The organism is Streptomyces sp. NPDC037054 (assembly GCF_055606745.1).
In genome coordinates, this window is record NZ_JBVJSJ010000011.1 from 232,098 (window position 1) to 249,415 (window position 17,318).

General features: G+C 71.8%; 12 protein-coding genes. 8 read left to right on the forward strand and 4 right to left on the reverse strand.

Annotated features, from left to right (window positions below; genetic code table 11):
- Positions 1 to 453 precede the first annotated feature (453 nt).
- Positions 454 to 1,374, forward strand: coding sequence for an LLM class F420-dependent oxidoreductase (locus ACZ7D7_RS25550; RefSeq protein ID WP_470827218.1), 921 nt, complete (start codon positions 454 to 456; stop codon positions 1,372 to 1,374).
- A gap of 132 nt (positions 1,375 to 1,506) precedes the next feature.
- On the opposite strand, the gene ACZ7D7_RS25555 is transcribed toward ACZ7D7_RS25550, so the two are convergent.
- The gene (locus ACZ7D7_RS25555) at positions 1,507 to 2,877 is read right to left on the reverse strand and encodes a glycoside hydrolase family 10 protein (protein ID WP_470827219.1); all 1,371 of its coding nucleotides are present in this window, start codon (positions 2,875 to 2,877) and stop codon (positions 1,507 to 1,509) included.
- A 248-nt stretch (positions 2,878 to 3,125) separates the two neighbouring features.
- On the reverse strand, positions 3,126 to 4,148 hold the full coding sequence (locus tag ACZ7D7_RS25560; RefSeq protein WP_470827221.1) for a LacI family DNA-binding transcriptional regulator: 1,023 nt from the start codon (positions 4,146 to 4,148) through the stop codon (positions 3,126 to 3,128).
- Positions 4,149 to 4,286: 138 nt separating this feature from the next.
- Here ACZ7D7_RS25560 and ACZ7D7_RS25565 point away from each other — a divergent pair, with 138 nt between their 5' ends.
- The 6 genes from ACZ7D7_RS25565 to ACZ7D7_RS25590 all read left to right on the forward strand — a co-directional run bounded on the left by ACZ7D7_RS25565 (position 4,287) and on the right by ACZ7D7_RS25590 (position 13,864).
- A complete protein-coding gene (locus tag ACZ7D7_RS25565) occupies positions 4,287 to 5,588 on the forward strand; it encodes an ABC transporter substrate-binding protein (RefSeq protein ID WP_470827222.1) in 1,302 nt (433 codons plus the stop codon).
- 7 nt (positions 5,589 to 5,595) lie between these two features.
- Positions 5,596 to 6,552: a carbohydrate ABC transporter permease gene (locus tag ACZ7D7_RS25570; RefSeq protein ID WP_470827224.1), complete on the forward strand. Its 957-nt coding sequence runs from the start codon at positions 5,596 to 5,598 to the stop codon at positions 6,550 to 6,552.
- Entirely contained in the window at positions 6,549 to 7,367 is an 819-nt protein-coding gene (locus ACZ7D7_RS25575) for a carbohydrate ABC transporter permease (RefSeq protein WP_470827225.1), read from the forward strand. The genes ACZ7D7_RS25570 and ACZ7D7_RS25575 overlap by 4 nt, the downstream gene beginning before the upstream one ends.
- The gene (locus ACZ7D7_RS25580) at positions 7,364 to 9,724 is read left to right on the forward strand and encodes a beta-xylosidase/alpha-l-arabinosidase (RefSeq protein WP_470827226.1); all 2,361 of its coding nucleotides are present in this window, start codon (positions 7,364 to 7,366) and stop codon (positions 9,722 to 9,724) included. The genes ACZ7D7_RS25575 and ACZ7D7_RS25580 overlap by 4 nt, the downstream gene beginning before the upstream one ends.
- 139 nt (positions 9,725 to 9,863) lie before the next feature.
- Positions 9,864 to 11,327, forward strand: a complete 1,464-nt coding sequence (locus ACZ7D7_RS25585; RefSeq protein WP_470827227.1) for a 3' terminal RNA ribose 2'-O-methyltransferase Hen1 — start codon at positions 9,864 to 9,866, stop codon at positions 11,325 to 11,327.
- Entirely contained in the window at positions 11,324 to 13,864 is a 2,541-nt protein-coding gene (locus ACZ7D7_RS25590) for a polynucleotide kinase-phosphatase (protein ID WP_470827229.1), read from the forward strand. The genes ACZ7D7_RS25585 and ACZ7D7_RS25590 overlap by 4 nt, the downstream gene beginning before the upstream one ends.
- Positions 13,865 to 13,903: 39 nt before the next feature.
- Here the strand turns inward: ACZ7D7_RS25590 and ACZ7D7_RS25595 are convergent, their stop codons facing one another.
- A complete protein-coding gene (locus ACZ7D7_RS25595) occupies positions 13,904 to 14,800 on the reverse strand; it encodes a hypothetical protein (protein WP_470827230.1) in 897 nt (298 codons plus the stop codon).
- Positions 14,797 to 15,867, reverse strand: a complete 1,071-nt coding sequence (locus tag ACZ7D7_RS25600) for an SPFH domain-containing protein (RefSeq protein ID WP_470827296.1) — start codon at positions 15,865 to 15,867, stop codon at positions 14,797 to 14,799. Before ACZ7D7_RS25600 ends, ACZ7D7_RS25595 begins: the two co-directional genes overlap by 4 nt.
- 133 nt (positions 15,868 to 16,000) lie before the next feature.
- Here ACZ7D7_RS25600 and ACZ7D7_RS25605 point away from each other — a divergent pair, with 133 nt between their 5' ends.
- Complete coding sequence (locus ACZ7D7_RS25605) at positions 16,001 to 17,242, forward strand: arginine deiminase (protein WP_470827231.1); 1,242 nt, start codon at positions 16,001 to 16,003, stop codon at positions 17,240 to 17,242.
- Positions 17,243 to 17,318: the final 76 nt, after the last annotated feature.

The window sequence follows — 17,318 nt, forward strand, 5'->3', positions numbered from 1 at the left end:
GGGCGGGGGTTGGGTGTGCGGCATGGTGGGGTTCCGGGTGTGCGGATTGGCCGGGTTCCGGGCGTGCGGTCTGGCGGGGTTCCGGGCGTGTGTCCGGCGGGGGCCGGGTGTGTGTCCGGCGGGGGCCGGGTGTGCGGTCGGGCGGGGCCGGGTGTGCGGCATGGTGGGGTTCCGGGTGTGCGGATTGGCCGGGTTCCGGGCGTGCGGTCTGGCGGGGGCCGGATGTGCCGTCGGGCAGGGTTCCGGGCGGGTGGTCCGGCGGGGCCGGATGTGCGCAGCGGTGGGGATCCGAGCGGGCGGACCGGCCGGGGCCGGATGCATCGACCGTGGTGATCCGGATGCGCCGACCCTGGAGATCCGGACGCGCGGACCCGCGGGATTTCACCCGACCGGCCGCCCGGGCCGCGGGGGACCGCCGCCGTCGCCGGGACCTGCGGCGGGCAGGATGGGGACATGGATCTGCGTATCTTCACCGAGCCCCAGCAGGGGGCCACCTACGACACCTTGCTCACCGTCGCCAAGGCCACCGAGGACCTCGGCTTCGACGCCTTCTTCCGCAGTGATCATTACCTCCGGATGGGTTCGTCGGACGGCCTGCCCGGGCCCACCGACGCCTGGATCACCCTCGCCGGACTCGCCCGCGAGACCAGCCGCATCCGCCTCGGCACCCTCATGACCGCCGGCACCTTCCGGCTGCCCGGCGTGCTCGCCATCCAGGTCGCCCAGGTCGACCAGATGTCGGGCGGCCGCGTCGAACTGGGCCTGGGCGCCGGCTGGTTCGAGGAGGAGCACAAGGCGTACGGCATCCCGTTCCCGAAGGAGAAGTTCGCCCGCCTGGAGGAGCAGCTGGCGATCGTCACCGGCCTGTGGGAGACCCCGGTCGGCAAGACCTTCGACTTCCACGGCACCCACTACGACCTCACCGACTCGCCCGCGCTGCCCAAGCCCGCCCAGCAGAAGATCCCGGTGCTCATCGGCGGGCACGGCGCCAAGCGCACCCCGCGGCTCGCCGCGCGCTACGCCGACGAGTTCAACATCCCCTTCGCCTCCGTCGAGGACAGCGAGCGCCAGTTCGGCCGGGTCCGTGCCGCCGCCGAGGCCGCCGGCCGCACCGACGAGCTGATCTACTCCAACGCCCTCGTCGTCTGCGTCGGCCGGGACGAGCGGGAGGTCGCCCGCCGCGCCGCCGCCATCGGCCGCGACGCCGACGAGCTGCGGCTCAACGGCCTCGCGGGCTCCCCCGCCGAGGTCGTCGACAAGATCGGCCGCTACGCGGAGATCGGCAGCAGCCGCGTCTACCTCCAGATCCTCGACCTGGACGACCTCGACCACCTGGAGCTGATCTCCTCCGAGGTGCGGTCGCAGCTGTCGTGAACGCCTGACGCCCCCACGCGGCATGGATACGGCCCGCCGGTCTCCCTGACGAGACCGGCGGGCCGTTTCACGGTCGCCCGGGGGCGGGGGCCGTGCCCCCGGGCGACCGGCTCAAGGACGCAACGGCGACGGTCAGGAGGCCGTGCAGGTCCCGACGACGGGATCGGCGTTGCTGCCGTTCTTGTTCACCGTGAAGCCGAAGCTGGTCGACGCGCCGGCCGCCACCGAGCTGTTCCAGCCCACCGGGCGGACGGTCACGACCTGGCCGCTCGTGCTGGACGCGCCGTTCCAGATGGCGGCCAGCTGCTGGCCCGAGGGCAGCGTCAGCGTGACGGTCCAGCCGCTGATGGCGGCACTGCCCGCCTTCACGGTCACCTGGCCGTTGTAGCCGGACTGCCAGTCGGCGGTACGGGTGTAGGTGGCGGTGCAGGCCTTCGTACCCGGGTCGGGGGTGCCGGGGCCGCCCGGGTCGGGGGTGGCGCCGAAGGCGCTGATGACCGCGTCGTACGCCGGCTTCTTGTTGTAGTTCGAGTCGAACAGCAGCGGCGTGCCGCTCGCCCGCCACGAGTACTTGTCGGTGATGCCCCACACGGTGATGCCGGAGCACTTGGTCACGGCGAGGCAGGCCTTGACGACGTTGGCGTAGTTGGTGGCCTGCGCCGTCCCCGAGCCCTCGATGTCCAGCTCGGTGATCTGGACCTCCACCCCGAGGTCGGCGAAGCGCTGGAGGTTGGCCTGGAGGTCGCCCGGGACGGGGGACTGCGCGTTGAAGTGGCCCTGGAAGCCGACGCAGTCGATCGGGACGCCGCGGGCCTTGAAGTCCTTGACCATGTTGTAGACGGCGGTGCTCTTCGCGTTGATGCCGTCGGTGTTGTAGTCGTTGTAGCAGAGCTTGGCCGCCGGGTCCGCGGCGCGGGCGATCCGGAAGGCCTCCTCGATGAAGCCGTTGCCGAGCTTGTCCTGGAAGGGGGAGCTGCGGCGGGCGCCGCTGGTGCCGTCCTGGAACGCCTCGTTCACGACGTCCCAGGAGTCGATCTCGCCCTTGTAGTGACCCATGACCGTGTTGATGTGGTTGGTCATGGCCGCGCGCAGGTCGGTGGCGCTCAGCGATCCCACCCAGCTGGGCAGCTGGGAGTGCCACACCAGCGTGTGGCCGCGGACCTTCATGTTGCGGATCTGCGCGTGCTCGACGATCCGGTCGGCGCTCGCGAAGTTGAACGAGTTGCGGGCCGGCTCGATGGCGTCCCACTTCATCTCGTTCTCGGGCGTGACCTGGTTGAACTCGGTGTTGAGCGTGTTCGCGTAATCGGGCTCGCCGAGGTGGTTGTTCGCGACCGCGGTGCCGAAGTAGCGGCCCTTGGCGGACGCCGCCGAGGCCAGCGTCGTGGCGGCGTCGGCGGTCCCGGCCAGGGCGGTGACGCCGGCCATGGCGAGCAGACTCGCCATGCCGAGGCCCAGGGCCCGGCGGACCCGGGACGGGTTCGTGCTGCGTGCGGTACTCATGGGCATGTCATCCCCTTTGAGGGCCTTCGCGCATACGAAAGTTTCGTGGAAGTTTCCGAATTGCTGCGCAGAAGGTACGGCCGCAGGGCTGTCCGGTCAACCGGTCACGCAGGAATTGTCGAGCGGCCCACGCGTCACGCGGCGGCTCTCGGGCCCCAGTTGACGCCATGGCGCGGGCCCGTGCGAGGTCGTACGGCGTGTGCGAGAAAATGCGAAACATTCGGCGCGGGTCGAGCCGCTCCGTCCGCTCACGCCCCCCGAGGCCGTGCCGTGCTCTGCCGGGTCACCAGGTGGGTCGCCAGTTCTATGCGCTGGGCCGCCTTGCCCGGGTCGTCCGGGCGCAGCAGCATGCGGGCCGCCTCCTCCGCCATGTGGCGCAGCGGCTGGTGCACGGTGGTCAGTGGCGGGCTCGACCACTGGGCGAGCGGGACGTCGTCGTAGCCGACGACCGAGAGGTCCTCCGGCACGCTCAGGCCCTTGAGGCGGGCCGCCTCCAGGACGCCGAGGGCCTGGAGGTCGCTGCCGGCGAAGATCGCGGTCGGCCGGTCCGGGCGGTCCAGCAGGTCCATGGCGTGCTCGAAGCCGCCCTGCACGTGGAAGTCGCCGAACCGCACGAGGTCCGGGTCGATCTCCAGGCCCGCCATCGCCATCGCCGAGCGGTAGCCGTCCAGCCGCGCCAGCGAGCACAGCATGTCCTCGGGCCCCGTGATGATGGCGACGCGCTCGTGCTTGTGGTCGGTCAGGTGCCGCGTCGCCGCGAGGCCCCCGGCCCAGTTCGCGGAGCCGACCGACGGCACGTCGGGGTCGGGGTCGCCGGCCGGGTCGATGATGACGAACGGGATCGCCCGTGACCGCAGCTGCCGCTTCACGTCCTCCGGGAGCGTGGAGAAGACCAGCACGACCCCCAGCGGCCGGCGCCGCAGCACCCCCTCGATCCAGTCCGGGGAGGGGGCGTGCCGCGTGCCGCTCTCGGTGAGGACCACGGTCGCCCGGTTCTCCTTGGCGACGTTCTCCACGCCCCGGATCAGCTCCATCGCCCAGATGCTGTCCAGCTCGTGGAAGACGAGCTCGATGAGCGGCGACCGGGGCGCTCCCTGGGCCCGGCGGCGGTAGCCGTGGGCGTCGAGAATGCCCTCGATGCGGGCCCGGGTGGCGTCCGAGACATCCGAACGTCCGTTGAGGACCTTCGAAACTGTCGCCAGCGACACGCCGGCCTCTTTCGCCACCGCGGCCAGGGTGACCCTGCCGCTCACCTCGTCGTCATCGTGCATGCCCGCAGGATAGGCCACGCGCGCCGGTAACGGTTTGGGCGACTCCGTGCAGGACCGTTGACCGAAACTCGGGTCGCCGCCTACTGTCCCGAGGCATGGACTTTCGGCGAAGATGCCGAAACTTTCGAAAGGCGAACGATGAAGACACGTGCGCTGCCCAGACTGGTCGCCGCCTCAGCGACGCTCGCGCTCGCGCTGAGCCTGTCCGCCTGCGGTGACGGCAACGGCGGAGGCTCGTCGGACGACGGGAAGATCCATGTCCTCGTGTACGGGGACGCGAGCAACAAGGTCGAGAAGCAGATCGTCGAGACGTTCAACAAGACGTCCGACGTGAAGGTGAAGCTCGACACCATCCCCGGTGCCGACTACCAGCAGAAGCTCCAGACGATCATCAACACGCCGCAGGCCCCGGACATCTTCTTCAACTGGGGCGGCGGCAGCATCAAGCCGTTCGTCAAGGCCGACCTGCTGATGCCGCTGGACGACTTCATCAAGAAGAACCCGGACCTGGAGAACAAGTTCCTCCCGTCCGTGTTCAACAGCGCCGTCGTGGACGGCAAGCCGTACGGCGTCCCGATGCGGGGCACCCAGCCGGTCCTGCTGTTCCACAACAAGAACGTCCTCGACAAGGCGGGTGTCCAGCCGCCGAAGACCTGGGACGAGCTGATCGCCGCGGTCAAGAAGCTCAAGGCCGAGGGTGTCACGCCGATCGCCCTCGGAGGCGGCGACCGCTGGCCGACCCAGATGTGGTTCCAGTACCTCTACGACCGCGTCGCCGGACCCGGCCTCTTCCAGAAGGCCCTGGAGGGCGACAAGGAGGCCTGGAACAGCGCCGACAGCAAGAAGGCCCTCGCCATGTTCCGGGAGCTGGTCGACGCCGGCGCCTTCGGCAAGAACTACGACTCGGTGAAGTACACCAACGGCGCCTCGCCCGCGCTGCTCGCCTCCGGCAAGGCCGGCTTCGAGCTCATGGGCTCCTGGTACTACGCCCAGCAGCAGTCGGACGCCCCGAAGTTCGCCAAGGACGGCCTCGGCTACACCGCCTTCCCGACCGTCGACGGCGGCAAGGGCGAGCCGGGCAACGTCGCCGGCAACACCAACAACTTCTACTCGGTGCTGAAGAAGACCAAGCACCCCGAGGCCGTCGCCGAGTTCCTGAAGCTCATGTACTCCGACGAGTTCGTCAAGGCGCAGATGGCGATCGGCAACCTGCCGACCACCACCAACACCAAGGACTTCCTGGACACCGCGGCCAGCCCCGAGTACTCCCGCTTCCAGTACGAACTGGTCGCCAAGGCCCCGTCGTTCCAGCTGTCGTGGGACCAGGCGTTCCCGCCGTCCGCCGCCACCCCGCTCCACCAGGCCATCCAGCAGTTCACCAACGGCCAGATCGACGCGGACGGATTCATCAAGGCCATGCAGGCCCTCCCGACCGAATGAACGGCTCATGACCACTCAGATCAAGAGCCCTCCCACCGCCGCCGAGCCCCGCAAGCGGGCCCGGCGGCGGCCGGACGGCTCCCACGCCGCAGGCGTGGCACGCCCCGGCTCCGCCTGGGCCCTGCCCGCCACCGTGTTCTTCGTCCTGTTCGCGATCGTCCCGCTGATCATGGTCGCGGTGCTGTCGTTCATGACCTGGAACGGCCTGGGCTCACCCGAGTTCGTCGGATTCGACAACTGGTCGCGCATCATCGACGACCCCGTGATGCTCAAGAGCGTCTGGCTGACCCTGCTGCTCACCGCCCTCGGCGTGATCCTGCAGACCCCGCTGAGCATCCTGCTCGGCGTCTGGGCGGCCGGCAACCAGCGCAACCGCGCCGTGCTGTCCGTCATCTACTTCGTGCCGCTGCTGCTGTCCGCGACGGCCGTGTCCGTGCTGTGGCGGGCGCTGCTCGACCCGAACTTCGGCATCCCGGCGAGCGCCACCTGGCTGTTCGGCGACGGCAACCTGTTCGGTGAACAGGCCACCGCCATCGGCGTGCTGGCGTTCGTGAGCACCTGGCAGTTCACCCCGTTCCACACCCTGATCTACCAGGGCGCCGCCCGCGCCATCCCGCAGGTGCTCTACCAGGCCGCGCAGATCGACGGGGCGGGCCGCTTCCGGACGTTCTTCCACATCACGCTGCCGCAGCTGAAGAACTCGATGATCACCTCGATGATCCTGATGATCGTCGGCGGCCTGACCACCTTCGAGACGGTCCTCATCCTGACCCAGGGCGGACCCGGCACCGACACCACCATCAGCGCCTACTACATGTACCAAAAGGCCTTCAAGGGCTTCGACTTCGGCGCCGGCTCCGCCATCGCCCTCACCCTCGTCGTCGCGGCCACCGTCATCTCGCTGATCGTCGTCCGCGTCTCCGGCTACGACAAGATGCGCAGCTCCATGGAGGGTGTGTCATGAGGCGCCGCCCCAACTACCTCGCCGGCGCCGGCTCACTGCTGTGGCTGTTCCTGATCGGCCTGCCGCTGTACGTGATGCTCGCCGCGACGGTCCGCACCCGCCAGGACTACGCCGAGAACGGCCCGGTGTCCATTCCGGACAGCTTCACCCTGGACAACTACCTGGGCGCCTTCGACTCCGGCTTCGGGCAGTACTTCTTCAACACGCTCGTCGTCACCGTCGCCGTCGTCGGCCTCGTCCTGGTGCTGGTGCCGCCGCTCGCCTACGCGATCGTCCGCAGCCGCAGCAGGATCACCACGGGTGCCTTCCGGCTGTTCCTGCTGGGCCTCGCGATCCCGGTGCAGGCCGTCATCGTGCCGATGTTCTACCTGATCAGCGAGGCGGGCCTGTACGACAACCTCCTCGGTGTCATCCTGCCCACCGCGGCGTTCTGCCTGCCGATGTCGGCGCTCATCCTCAGCGGCGCCATGCGCGACATCTCCCCGGAGCTTTTCGAGGCCATGGCCATGGACGGCGCCACACCGCGGCGGATGTTCTTCCAGCTCGTGCTCCCGCTCTCCCGGGGCGGCCTGTCCACGATCGTGGTGTTCTCCGCGCTCCAGGCCTGGAACGGCTTCCTGTTCCCGCTCGTGCTGACCCAGTCCGACTCCACCAAGGTCGTCACCCTGGGTCTCTACAACTTCCAGACCGAACACGGCATCGACATCCCCGGTCTGCTGGGAGCCGTGGTGCTGTCCATGGTGCCCGTCCTGCTCGTCTACTTGTTCGCCCGTCGCGCCCTGGTCCAGGGCCTGATGGGCGTCGGAGGAAAGTGACCGCCAACGTGGCCGTTGAGACCACCCCCGAAGTCCCTGTCTGGAACGACCCCGCCCACGACATCGACACCAGGGTCACCGCCCTGATCGACGCCATGACCCTCGAGGAGAAGATCGCCCAGCTCTACGGGGTCTGGGTCGGCGCCTCCGCCGAGGGCGGCGAAGTGGCCCCGCACCAGCACGACATGGAGGACGCCGTCGACCTCGACGCCCTCCTGCCCGCCGGCCTCGGACAGCTGACCCGCCCCTTCGGCACCGCCCCCGTCGACCCGGCACTGGGCGCGCTGTCCCTGCTGCGCACCCAGACCCGGATCGCCGCCGCCAACCGGTTCGGCATCCCGGCCGTCGCCCACGAGGAGTGCCTGGCCGGCTTCGCGACCTGGGGCGCCACCGCCTACCCCGTGCCGCTGTCCTGGGGCGCCACGTTCGCCCCCGACCTGATCCGCCGCATGGCCGCCGCCATCGGCCGCGACATGCGCGCCGTCGGCGTCCACCAGGGCCTCGCACCCGTCCTCGACGTGGTGCGCGACCCCCGCTGGGGCCGCGTCGAGGAGACCATCGGCGAGGACCCCTACCTGGTCGGCACCATCGGCACCGCCTACGTCCAGGGCCTGGAGTCCGCCGGACTCGTCGCCACCCTCAAGCACTTCGTCGGCTACTCCGCCTCCCGCGCCGGACGCAACCTCGCGCCCGCGCCCATGGGCCCGCGCGAACGCGCCGACGTGCTGCTGCCGCCGTTCGAGATGGCCGTGCGCGAGGGCGGCGCCCGCTCCGTCATGTCCTCGTACACCGACACCGACGGCCTCGCCGCGGCGGCCGACGAGACCCTGATGACCGGCCTGCTGCGCGACACCTGGGGCTTCGACGGCACCGTCGTCGCCGACTACTTCGGCATCGCGTTCCTCAAGACCCTGCACGGCGTCGCCGGCGACTGGGCCGAGGCCGCGGGCGCCGCGCTCCGCGCCGGCGTCGACATCGAGCTGCCCACCGTGAAGACGTTCGGCGCGCCCCTGGTCGAAGCCGTCACCGAGGGCCGCGTCCCGGAGAAGCTCATCGACCGCGCGCTGCGCCGCGTCCTCGCCCAGAAGGCCGAGCTCGGACTGCTCGACCCCGACTGGAACCCGGTGCCCTCCGCGCTCGCCGAGGCCGACCTCGACGACCCGGACGCGCTGCGCGGCAGCGTCGACCTGGACTCGGCCGACAACCGCGCCCTGGCCCGCGAGGTCGCCGAGCAGGCCGTCGTCCTGCTCAGCAACGACGGCACCCTGCCCCTGGCCGGGCCGCGCCGCATAGCGCTGGTCGGACCCAACGCCGCCGAACCCACCGCCGTGCTCGGCTGCTACTCCTTCCCCCTGCACGTCGGCGTGCACCACCCCGAGTCCCCGGCCGGCATCGACCTGCCCACCCTGCACGACACCCTCGCCGCCGAGTTCCCCGACGCCGAGATCGTCCACGTGCGCGGCACCGGCGTCGACGACGGCGACGTCTTCGGCATCCCCGAGGCCGTCCAGGCGGCCCGCGACGCCGACGTCGTCGTGGCCGTCCTCGGCGACCGCGCCGGACTGTTCGGGCGCGGCACCAGCGGCGAGGGCTGCGACGCCGAGTCCCTCGCGCTGCCCGGCGCCCAGCAGCAGCTCCTCGACGCGCTGCTCGACACCGGCAGTCCGGTCGTCACCGTGCTGCTCGCCGGCCGGCCCTACGCCCTGGGCCGCGGCATCGAGGAGTCCGCCGCGATCGTGCAGTCGTTCTTCCCCGGCGTCGAGGGCACCGCCGCCCTCGCCGGCGTGCTCAGCGGCCGGACCGAGCCCAGCGGCCGGCTGCCGGTCAGCGTGCCGCGCGGACCGGGCGCCCAGCCGACGACGTACCTCGGCGCGCGGCTCGCCCACGCCAGCGAGGTGTCGAACATCGACCCGACCCCGGCCTTCGGCTTCGGCCACGGCCTGACCTACACGACGTTCGACTGGAGCGAGCTGACCGTGGACGCCGAAGAGGCGCCCACCGACGGCGAGTTCGGCCTGTCCCTCACGGTCCGCAACACCGGGGAGCGGCCCGGCACGGAGGTCGTCCAGCTGTACCTGCACGACCCGGTCGCGTCCGTGGTCCAGCCGGTCCAGCGCCTCATCGGCTACACGAGGGTCCCGCTGGCCCCCGGCGAGTCCCGCCGCGTCCGCGTCAAGGTCCCCGCCGACCTGGCGTCGTTCACGGGCCGGCAGGGCCGCAGGGTGGTGGAACCGGGCGACCTGGAACTCCGCCTGTCGGCATCGAGCACGGACGCCCGCCTGACGGCCGAGGTGAAGCTGACGGGCGAGCCCCGAGAGGTGGACCACACGAGGCACCTGCACGCGACGTTCGCGTGAGCCGGCGCCCCCGCTGGGCCTGAGCCAGTCCCAGCGGGGGTCCCGCTCCCAAAATCAACGGCACCACCCCCACGGCCCTCTGTACGGTGAGCGAACGCGCATTCGCGCCCACACCACTCACGCCAATTCAGAGGCACCCGTGTTCCTGACCCTCACCACCACCGGCACCCCGGCCCACCCCGCGACCGACCTCGGCTACCTGCTGCACAAGCATCCCGACAAGGCGCAGGCGTTCTCCACCTCCTACGGCACCGCCCACGTCCTCTACCCGGAGGCGGACGCCGAGCGCTGCACGGCGGCGCTGCTGCTGGAGGTCGACGCGGTGGCCCTGGTCCGGCGCGGCAGGGGCAAGGGCCGCGGCGGCGCCCCCGACGCGGCCCTCGCGCAGTACGTCAACGACCGCCCGTACGCCGCGTCCTCCCTCCTCGCCGTGGCGCTGAGCGGCGTCTTCTCCAGCGCCATGCGCGGCGTGTGCCACGCCCGCCCCGAGCTTCCGGGACGGCCGCGGCCGCTGCGCGTGGAGGTGCCGGCCCTGCCCGCCCGCGGCGGCGCCGACCTCGTACGCCGCCTCTTCGAGCCGCCGGGCTGGACGGTCACCGTCGAACCGGTGCCGCTGGACACCGAGTTCCCCGAGTGGGGCGACTCGCGGTACGTGCGTCTCGTGCTGGAGTCCGAGGCGCTGACCGTCGCCGAGGCCCTGCGCCACCTCTACGTCCTGCTGCCGGTCCTGGACGACGCCAAGCACTACTGGGTCTCCCCGGACGAGGTCGACAAGCTGCTGCGGGCCGGGGAGGGCTGGCTGGCCGGCCACCCGGAGCAGAAGCTGATCACCAGCCGCTACCTGTCGCGCCGCTGGTCCCTGACCCGCGAGGCCATGGAACGGCTGGAACTGGTCCGGCTCGCCGAGGCCGACGACAGCGAGGTCGAGGACATCGACAACGCGGTGGCGGCCGAGGCGGAGACCGAGGAGCGGCCCACCCCGCTCGCCGTACAGCGGCGCGACGCGATCGTGGCGGCGCTCCGGGAGTCCGGTGCCGCCCGCGTCCTCGACCTGGGCTGCGGGCAGGGCCAGTTGGTACAGGCGCTGCTGAAGGACCCGCGGTTCACGGAGATCGTCGGCGTCGACGTGTCGATGCGGGCGCTCACCATCGCCGGGCGGCGGCTCAAACTGGACCGCATGGGGGAGCGGCAGGCCTCGCGCGTGCGGCTGCTCCAGGGCTCCCTCGCCTACACCGACAACCGCCTCAAGGGCTACGACGCCGCCGTGCTCAGCGAGGTGATCGAGCACGTCGACCCGCCGCGGCTGCCCGCCCTGGAATACGCGGTGTTCGGCGCGGTCCGCCCGCGCACGGTCCTCGTGACCACACCCAACGTCGAGTACAACGTCCGCTGGGAGAGCCTCCCGGCCGGGCACGTCCGGCACGGCGACCACCGCTTCGAGTGGACCCGCGCCGATTTCCGCGCCTGGGCCACCGCGGTCGCCGAACGGCACGGCTACGACGTCGGGTTCGCGCCCGTGGGCCCCGACGACCCCGAAGTGGGTCCGCCCACGCAGATGGCCGTGTTCACCGCGCAGACCCGTAAGGAGGCGAAGGCGGCATGACCGACACCCCGAAGACCCGTGTGCTCCCCGTCACCGACCTGTCCCTCGTCGTGCTCGTCGGCGCCTCCGGCTCCGGCAAGTCCACCTTCGCCCGCCGGCACTTCAAGCCGACCGAGGTGATCTCCTCCGACTTCTGCCGCGGCCTGGTCTCCGACGACGAGAACGACCAGAGCGCCACCCGCGACGCCTTCGACGTGCTGCACTACATCGCCGGCAAGCGCCTCGCCGCCGGCCGCCGTACCGTCGTCGACGCCACCAGCGTGCAGCAGGACGCCCGGCGCCAGTTGATCGAACTGGCCCGCGCGCACGACGTACTGCCGATCGCCGTCGTGCTCGACGTGCCGGAGGAGGTGTGCGCCGAGCGCAACGCGGCCCGCACCGACCGCGCCGACATGCCGCGCCGCGTCGTCCAGCGCCACGTCCGCGAACTGCGCCGTTCCATACGGCACTTGGAGCGCGAGGGCTTCCGCAAGGTGCACGTGCTGCGCGGCGTTGAGGAGGTCGAGAACGCCACCGTCGTCACCGAGAAGCGGTTCAACGACCTGACCCACCTCACCGGACCGTTCGACATCATCGGCGACATCCACGGCTGCTCCGCCGAACTGGAGTCGCTGCTCGGCAAGCTGGGCTACGTCGACGGCGCCCACCCCGAGGGCCGCACGGCGGTGTTCGTCGGCGACCTCGTGGACCGCGGTCCGGACAGCCCGGGCGTGCTGCGCCGCGTGATGGCCATGGTGAAGTCGGGCAACGCGCTGTGCGTGCCCGGCAACCACGAGAACAAGTTCGGCCGCTTCCTCAAGGGCCGCACCGTCCAGCACACCCACGGCCTCGCGGAGACCGTCGCGCAGATGGACGCCGAGAGCGAGGATTTCCGCGCGGAGGTACGGGAGTTCATCGAGGGGCTGGTCAGCCACTACGTCCTCGACGGCGGCCGGCTCGTGGTCTGCCACGCCGGGCTGCCCGAGAAGTACCACGGCCGCACCTCCGGCCGGGTCCGCAGCCACGCCCTGTACGGCGAGACGACCGGCGAGACCGACGAGTTCGGGCTGCCGGTGCGCTACCCGTGGGCCGAGGACTACCGGGGCCGCGCCGCCGTGGTGTACGGCCACACCCCGGTCCCGGAGGCGACCTGGCTCAACAACACGATCTGCCTGGACACCGGCGCCGTCTTCGGCGGGAAGCTCACCGCGCTGCGCTGGCCGGAGCGCGAACTGGTCGACGTACCGGCCGAACGCGTCTGGTACGAGCCGGTGAAGCCGCTGCGGTCCGAGGCGCCCGGCGGGCACGACGGGCGGCCCCTCGACCTCGCGGACGTACGGGGGCGGCGCGCTGTGGAGACGCGGCACGCCGGCCGGATCACCGTCCGCGAGGAGAACGCCGCCGCCGCGCTGGAGGTCATGAGCCGCTTCGCGGTGGACCCGAGGCTGCTGCCGTACCTGCCGCCGACGATGGCGCCGACCGCGACCTCGCAGGTCGACGGGTACCTGGAGCACCCGGCGGAGGCCTTCGCGGAGTACGCCGCCGACGGTGTCGCGCGCGTCGTGTGCGAGGAGAAGCACATGGGGTCGCGGGCGGTGGCCCTGGTGTGCCGGGACGCGGACACGGCCACGAAGCGCTTCGGCGTGGAGGGACCGACCGGCGCCCTCTGCACGCGCACCGGCCGCCCCTTCTTCGACGACGAGTCCGTCACCGAGGAGATCCTCGCGCGGCTGCGCGCGGCGGTGGACGAGGCCGGGCTCTGGGCGGAGCTGGACACCGACTGGCTGCTGCTGGACGCCGAGTTGATGCCCTGGTCGCTGAAGGCGGCCGGGCTGCTGCGCTCGCAGTACGCCGCGGTGGGCGCTGCGTCCGGCGCGGTGTTCCCGGGCGCGCTGGCCGCGCTGGAGGGCGCCGCCGCCCGGGGCGTCGACGTGTCCGCGCTTCTGGGGCGCCAGCGCGAACGCGCCTCGGACGCGGCGGCGTTCACCGCGGCGTACCGGCGCTACTGCTGGACGACGGACGGCCTCGACGGCGTGCGGCTGGCGCCGTTCCAGATCCTCGCCGTCCAGGGCCGCAGCCTCGCCGGGCTGCCGCACGACGAGCAACTCGCCCTGCTGGACCGGCTCGTGGAGCACGACGGCAGCGGCCTGCTGCGCACCACCCGGCGGTTGTACGTCGACACCGGCGACCCGGAGTCGGTGCGCGCCGGCGTCGACTGGTGGCTGGAGATGACCGGCCGCGGCGGCGAGGGCATGGTCGTCAAACCGCTCGGCGCGCTGGTCCGCGACGGCAAGGGGCGGCTGGTGCAGCCCGGCATCAAGTGCCGGGGCCGCGAGTACCTGCGGATCATCTACGGCCCGGAGTACACGCGCCCGGAGAACCTGGAACGGCTGCGCCACCGCTTCCTGGGCCACAAGCGGTCCCTGGCGATCCGCGAGTACGCCCTCGGCCTGGAGGCCCTGGACCGGCTCGCGGACGGCGAGCCGCTGTGGCGGGTCCACGAGGCCGTGTTCGGCGTACTGGCCCTGGAGTCGGAGCCGGTGGACCCCCGGTTGTGACGGGTGAGGGCCCGTTGGACGTCACGTCGTCAACGGGCCCTAGACCACCAGCCGCAGCCGCCGCGCGCACACCGCGACCCGTACGGTCTGACCCCACGTCAGCTCCAGCGCGTCGTTCTCCATGCCGTCCCCGAAGGCGACGAGGCGCTCGGACTCGACGGTCAGGCGCAGCGCGGCCGGGTCCGTCAACTCGCCCGCCACCAGCGACGTGCCGGTGGCGGGCGAGGGCCAGGCCTCGCGCACGAACCACAGCAGCCGGGTCTCCGCCGGGCCCGGCAGGGGCAGGCCCCCGCCGCGCTCCTGCCACACCGAGCGGATCCAGCCCGTCGCCCCGGTCCCGGTGCCGACCAGCACCCCCGAGGAGGCCTGGGCCTCGACGGCACCCCCGTCGCCGTCCAGGCCCAGGCGGTACCTGACCGTCGCGTGGCCCGCGGCGCCCAGGTAGATCTCGTTGAGGGCGACCAGCCGCTGCGTGTCGTCGGCGACCGCCTCCACCATCGTCAGGTCGTCCGTCACCGCTCCCGTGTGCGCCGACCGCAGCAGCGCCGGCGCGTCGCCCACGCTGTGCCGCACCAGCACCCCCGGGTTGCGTCCGGGGTCCGTGTCGACGCCGATCACCGGCTGGCCGTCGAGGTACTTGGCGACGTTCGCCACCAGGCCGTCCTGGCCGACGACGACCACGACGTCCTCCGGCGCGAACAGGAACCGGTCCAGGTCGGCCCGCTCCACCCGTGCCTGACGCCACGTCAGCGGCACGGCCGAGGCGACCTCGGCCAGGGCCCGCCGCGTCCGGTGGTGGCGCGCGGCGATCTCCTCGATGTCCCGGCCGCGCGACGCCAGGAAGAACGCGGCCTGCCCGTGCGTGCCGTGCCGGGCCACCAGCTCCTCGTACTCCGTGGTGCGGTGGACGAGGACGACCCGCGGGGCGAGGCTCACGCCGGTTCCCCGCGGCCCAGCCGCGACAGCAGCCCGGTCAGCACGTCCGGCGACACGGTCACGCTGTCGATGCGCGGCAGGTTCTCCGCGAGCCTCGCCCCGGTGAGGGCGTGCAGCGTCGCCGCGTCGACCTCCCCGTGCACCCGCAGCCAGGCGGCCTGCGCCTGCGCGCGCGCCTCGCCGACCTCGCGCGCGCCCTCCGCCTCGGCCTTCGCCAGCCGTATGGACCGGGTCGCCTCGGCGTCGGCCAGCCGTACCGTCCGGGCGGCCTCCCCCTCGGCGAGCTTCACCGTGCGGGCGGCCTCGGCGTCGGCGCGCACCGCGTCGGCGGCGGCCTGCTCCTCGGCCTTGCGGCGGGCGTTGGTGCCCTGCTGCTCGACCAGCCGCTCCTCGCGGCGGGCCAGTTCGATCTTGCTGGCGAGCTCGTTCTCGGCGATGGCCCGCTCCCGCTCCACCGCCACGGCCCGCCGCTCGTACGTGGCGCGGTCGGCGTCCTGCTGGATCAGCTCGCGGGCCGGAGTGCGCAGGGCCCGCTCGACCTCCGGCTCCGGCCGGAGCGCCACGACGCGCACGGCGACCACCTCGATGCCGGTGGCGGGCAGCCGGGGCTCGGCCGCGAGGCCCGACGCGACCCGGTCGCGGACCGCCGCGACGCCGTCCACGAGCGCGGTCGCCAGCGGCGTACGGGCCAGGACGTCGAGGGCGTGCTGCTGGGCCGTCTCGGTGAGCAGCGTGCCCAGTTGCTCCAGCGGCGCGCCCCGCCAGGCGCCGGTGTCCGGGTCGATGGAGAAGTCCAGCCGCTCGGCGGCGAGCGCCGGGTCGCCGATGCGGTAGGTGACGGTCGCCTGCACCGCCACGTCCTGGAAGTCGGAGGTGCGGGCGTGGAAGGTCATCGCCAGTTCCCGGTCGTCGACCGGCACCTCGGACAGCGCGGCGGTCAGTGCCCGGTACCAGAAGCTGAGGCCGGGTCCCTCGTGCACGAGCCTGCCGGACCTGTGGTGCCGGACGTGTGCCGTCGGCGCGCCGCGCAGGTGGCGCCAGCCGAGGCGCCGGGTGATGTCGGCCATGAGGACCCCCTCGTTCATTTCGTCATGATGACGATAACCATGGCGCCGTTTATCGTCAAGGGGACGAAAACAGAAGGGGGCGGAATCGGTCGAGCAGCGGGTGAAGACGGTCCGCGATGGTCAGGATGGAGTCATGGCATTCCATGTCGACTCCGAGGCCGGGCGGCTGCGCCGCGTCATCCTGCACCGGCCTGATCTCGAGCTCAAAAGGCTCACGCCCAGCAACAAGGACGCCCTTCTCTTCGACGACGTGCTGTGGGTGCGCCGGGCGCGCGCCGAGCACGACGGGTTCGCGGACGTGCTGCGCGACCGCGGGGTCACCGTCCACCTCTTCGGTGACCTGCTCTCCGAGACCCTGGAGGTCCCCGAGGCCAGAACCCTGGTCCTGGACCGCGTCTTCGACGAGAAGGAGTACGGCCCCCTCGCCACCGACCACCTGCGCGCGGCCTTCGAGTCGCTGCCCGCCCCCGGCCTGGCCGAGGCGCTCGTCGGCGGCATGACCAAACGGGAGTTCCTCGACGAGCACCCCGAGCCGACCTCCGTGCGCTTCCACGCCATGGACCTGGACGACTTCCTGCTCGGGCCGCTGCCCAACCACCTGTTCACCAGGGACACCTCCGCCTGGATATACGACGGCGTCTCCGTCAACGCGATGCGCTGGCCGGCCCGGCAGCGCGAGACCGTGCACTTCGAGGCGATCTACCGCTACCACCCGCTGTTCCGCGAGGAGGGCTTCGGCAAGGGCTTCCACGTCTGGTCCCAGGGCCAGGCCGACTACCCGTCGACCATCGAGGGCGGCGACGTCCTCGTCATCGGCAACGGCGCCGTCCTCATCGGCATGAGCGAGCGCACCACGCCCCAGGCCGTCGAGATGCTCGCGCACAAGCTGTTCGCCGCCGGTTCCGCGACCACGATCGTCGCCCTCGACATGCCGAAGCGGCGCGCGTTCATGCACCTCGACACGGTGATGACCATGGTCGACGGCGACACCTTCACGCAGTACGCCGGGCTCGGCATGCTCCGCTCGTACACCATCGAACCGGGCACGGGCGAGAAGGAGCTCAAGGTCACCGACCATCCGCCCGAGCACATGCACCGGGCGATCGCCGCCGCCCTCGGCCTCAGCGAGATCCGCGTCCTGACCGCCACCCAGGACGTCCACGCCGCCGAGCGCGAGCAGTGGGACGACGGCTGCAACGTCCTCGCCGTCGAACCGGGCGTCGTCGTCGCCTACGAGCGCAACGCCACCACCAACACCCACCTGCGCAAGCAGGGCATCGAGGTCATCGAGATCCCCGGCAGCGAACTGGGCCGGGGCCGCGGCGGACCGCGCTGCATGAGCTGCCCCGTGGAACGCGACGCCGTGCCCTCGTAGGCCGGGCGGGGCGGGAAGGGGACTGTATAGAAATGTCTACCGTCGTATAGACTTCCAACGGTCCCTGTCCCGTCCT